The organism is Xanthobacter sp. BG11Y11_SDJG (genome assembly GCF_057364445.1).
The window spans coordinates 1-3,501 of the sequence record NZ_JBNFNU010000425.1; the positions used below are offsets into that span (position 1 = coordinate 1).

The window sequence follows — 3,501 nt, forward strand, 5'->3', positions numbered from 1 at the left end:
GCCGCGCCACCCCGGCCCCCGGCGCCCGCGCGCGGATATTCACGCGCAGACTTTGCACAGGCCTTGCTTGCGCTGGCCTTGCACGTGCAGGGCATGTCCGGCAGGGGCGCTCCGCCCTCGCCTCACCCCGCCGCGGCGGCGCGTCCGATGCGCCGCCTGCTTCAGCTCGACCGCACCGCCGCCGGGTCGAACCCGCCGAACAGGTACGCCAGAAGAATACACAGGAGGAACAGGACCAGCGCCGTGCGCGCGACGCCCCAGCAGGTGCGCTCTTGGGAAAGATTCATGATCGAGATCGGTCGGCCCGCTTGTTGGACACCGGCGCGCGCCGAACGAGGGATTCGGGCGCCGGGGCCGCGACCATTAGGACTTTGTTAACCGCACTGCAAGAGGGCCGCCGCCATTGCGGCCAAACCTTGGTCGAATGCTGGACCGCAGCCTTGACGCACCGCACCATGGGCCTGTCTCCCGCACCCTGTCCCGGGCAGGGCCGCCCGGCCCGCGGCGGGAGGCCATGCGCTGCGCGCGGCGCCTGCCCCTTTGGCCGCGCGCCCCCGCATTGGCTACCCATGGACCCGGGCCTCCCGCGGCCCCCTCCCTCGCACGAGCCTGTTCCGCATGACTGTGGCCGACGACACCGGCGCCACCCCGCCCGCGCCTCCCGCCACCCGCAGCGGGGAAAACGCCAGCGCGCCTGCCGGACGAGGCGGCGATGGAGGCCATTATCCTGGAACTGGCGGCCAAGGCCGGTCCCGGCAAGACCATCGGTCCGGAGGAGGCCGCCCGCGCCCTCATGCCGGCGGCCGAGTGGCAGCGCGCGCTCCCCGTGGTGCGCCGGGTGGCGGTGCGGCTCGCCCGCACCGGACGGCTGATGATCTACCGCAAGGGCCGGCCGGTGGACCCGGACGAGCTTCGCGGCGTCTTCCGTCTCGGCCTGCCGCGCGACGACTGAGGGCTCAGGGCGCCGGGAACAGCGCGTTGGTCTTCCCGGTCATGTAATAGACCACCAGGCCGACCCACTCCTTCAGTCCGGTGTCGGTGAAGTCGAGCCCCACCGCCGCGCGCGAGAAATTGCCCCAGAGCCCGTCGGGACCCGCGGTGCGGAAGTCCACCGGGTAAGCGGTCACGGGAAAGCCCGCCTGGCGGAAGCAGCCCATGGCGCGCGGCATGTGCGCGGCGCTGGTCACCAGCAGCCAGCGCTCGCCCGGCTTCGGTTGCAGCAGCGCCTTGGCGAACACCGCATTCTCCTCGGTGTTGCGCGACTTGTCCTCGAACGTCACGCGGGACGCCTCGATGCCGAGGTCGGGCAGGCTGGCGCGGATCATCTTCGCCTCCGCGCCCTCCTCTCCGCCGAGCCTGCCCGAGCCGCCGACGAAGGCGAGGCGCGCCTGTGGATAGCGTCGCGCGAGGTCGGCGAAGGCAATCGCCCGCTCGCCCGCGTCGGCGAAGGCGGGGATGCCGCGCGCCAGCCCGACCTCCGGCACTTCCGCCCCGCCCAGCATGATGACGCCGTCCACCGGACGGCCGTCGTCCTTGAACAGGGGGAAACGCTCCTCCAGCGGGAAATAGATGTAGTTGCCGGCCGGCGAGAAGCCGAACACCAGCAGGCCGAGCACGCTCGCGGCGAACAGGACGCGCGACACGCGCCGCGCGCCGAAGGCGATCAGAATCAGCGCCAGCGCGGCGAGGAGCACCAGGAGATTCGACGGCGCCACCAGGAACCAGAAGATCTTCGAGACCGCGAAGAAGTCCATCGGGCGCGCCTCCATGCTCCGGCGCGTCCGGCGCCACGGGAAGGCGGCCATCAATAGCCGGCCCCTTCGCATTTGCGAAGGGGCGGCGGCTCACGATGTCATGGGGTGGGCGTCAGGCGGTCTTCTCGAACAGCTGGCGGCCGATCAGCATGCGGCGAATCTCGCTGGTGCCGGCGCCGATCTCGTAGAGCTTGGCGTCGCGCAGCAGGCGGCCGGTGGGATAGTCGTTGATGTAGCCGTTGCCGCCCAGAGTCTGGATCGCCTCCAGCGCCATCCAGGTGGCCTTTTCCGCTGCATAGAGGATGGCGCCGGCGGCGTCCTCGCGGGTGGTGGCGCCGCGGTCGCAGGCCTGGGCCACGGAATAGACGTAGGCCTTGGTGGCGTTCATGGTCACGTACATGTCGGCGATCTTGCCCTGCATCAGCTGGAAGGTGCCGATGGGCTGGCCGAACTGCTTGCGCTCGTGGACGTAGGGCAGCACCACGTCCATGCAGGCCTGCATGATGCCGGTGCAGCCGCCGGCCAGCACCGCGCGCTCATAGTCGAGGCCGCTCATGAGGATGTTGACGCCCCGGCCCTCGCCGCCGAGCACGTTCTCCTCCGGCACCTCGCAATCCTCGAATACCAGCTCGCCGGTGTCGGAGCCGCGCATGCCGAGCTTGTCGAGCTTCTGGGCGGTGGAGAAGCCCTTGAAGCCCTTCTCGATCAGGAAGGCGGTCATGCCCCGCGGGCCGGCGGACGGGTCGGTCTTGGCGTAGACCACCAGCGTGTCGGCGCAGGGACCGTTGGTGATCCACATCTTCGAGCCGTTGAGGACGTAGCGGTCGCCCTTCTTCTCGGCGCGCGTGCGCATGGACACCACGTCCGAGCCGGCGCCCGGCTCCGACATGGCGAGCGCGCCCACATGCTCGCCGGAGATGAGCTTCGGCAGGTACTTCGCCTTCTGCGCCGGCGAGCCGTTGCGGCGGATCTGGTTGACGCACAGGTTGGAATGCGCGCCGTAGGACAGGCCCACCGAGGCGGAGGCGCGGGAGACCTCCTCCATGGCGACGACGTGCTCCAGATAGCCGAGGCCCGAGCCGCCATACTCCTCCTCCACCGTGATGCCGAGGAGGCCGAGCGCGCCGAGCTTCGGCCACAGGTCGCGCGGGAATTCGTTGGTGCGGTCGATATCGGCGGCGCGCGGGGCGATCTCGGCCTGGGAGAAGTCACGCACGGTGTCGCGCAACATGTCGGCGGTCTCGCCGAGATTGAAATCGAACATGGGCTGGCTGTTGGGCAGCATTTTCGTGGTTCCTCCCTCACCCTTTATGGCGCGCTGCCGGCGCGGTGCGAGCCGCTCCTGTCGCGGGCCGTCGTCGCCGCAGCAATCCGCCCTGCCCGCCCGCCCTAAAGGCGGGCCGGCAGGCGGTCGCGGGCGAAGAATAAAACGAATGTCCGTTTTTCAACGGGGCGAGCCGCGGCTTTTGCGCCGGCGCGGCCGACCCTATGCCGCCACGGAACGACCTTGGCTGCGCCACGATCCCGCAAGAAGCGATTCACGGTTTGCGCCGAGACTGGGGTGGAGACGGTTGCACGCGGCATTGGCACCCGCCGCCGGTCAGGTCCTGGACCCGTCGTTTTGGGAGTATGCTTCATGGCGCATCTGACGAAAACTGCCTACGACCGGCATCATCGCCGCGACGCTCGCCGCCGCCACCCTCGCCGGCGCGACGACGCCGGCGGTGTCGGCGGGTATCGGGTCCGG

Annotated in this window: 4 protein-coding genes; 1 reads left to right on the forward strand and 3 read right to left on the reverse strand. The window is 70.1% G+C overall.

Features of this window, described 5'->3' with window-relative positions:
* Positions 1–161: 161 nt before the first annotated feature.
* Positions 162–287: a hypothetical protein gene (locus AC2W7M_RS22160; protein WP_486134964.1), complete on the reverse strand. Its 126-nt coding sequence runs from the start codon at positions 285–287 to the stop codon at positions 162–164.
* Positions 288–712: 425 nt separating this feature from the next.
* On the opposite strand from AC2W7M_RS22160, the gene AC2W7M_RS22165 reads away from it, so the two are divergent.
* The gene (locus tag AC2W7M_RS22165) at positions 713–952 is read left to right on the forward strand and encodes a DUF3253 domain-containing protein (RefSeq protein ID WP_486134966.1); all 240 of its coding nucleotides are present in this window, start codon (positions 713–715) and stop codon (positions 950–952) included.
* Between the two features lie 4 nt (positions 953–956).
* Here the strand turns inward: AC2W7M_RS22165 and AC2W7M_RS22170 are convergent, their stop codons facing one another.
* A complete protein-coding gene (locus AC2W7M_RS22170; protein ID WP_486134967.1) occupies positions 957–1,754 on the reverse strand; it encodes a YdcF family protein in 798 nt (265 codons plus the stop codon).
* 112 nt (positions 1,755–1,866) lie between these two features.
* Positions 1,867–3,039: an isovaleryl-CoA dehydrogenase gene (locus AC2W7M_RS22175; protein WP_486134969.1), complete on the reverse strand. Its 1,173-nt coding sequence runs from the start codon at positions 3,037–3,039 to the stop codon at positions 1,867–1,869.
* Positions 3,040–3,501 lie beyond the last annotated feature (462 nt).

What these genes read in the sequence shown, in the direction of transcription:
- AC2W7M_RS22170 (WP_486134967.1), bottom strand. Translation starts at nt 1,754, where the DNA reads ATGGACTTCTTCGCGGTCTCGAAGATCTTCTGGTTCCTGGTGGCGCCG.
- AC2W7M_RS22165 (WP_486134966.1), top strand. Translation starts at nt 713, where the DNA reads ATGGAGGCCATTATCCTGGAACTGGCGGCCAAGGCCGGTCCCGGCAAG.
- AC2W7M_RS22160 (WP_486134964.1), bottom strand. Translation starts at nt 287, where the DNA reads ATGAATCTTTCCCAAGAGCGCACCTGCTGGGGCGTCGCGCGCACGGCG.
- AC2W7M_RS22175 (WP_486134969.1), bottom strand. Translation starts at nt 3,039, where the DNA reads ATGCTGCCCAACAGCCAGCCCATGTTCGATTTCAATCTCGGCGAGACC.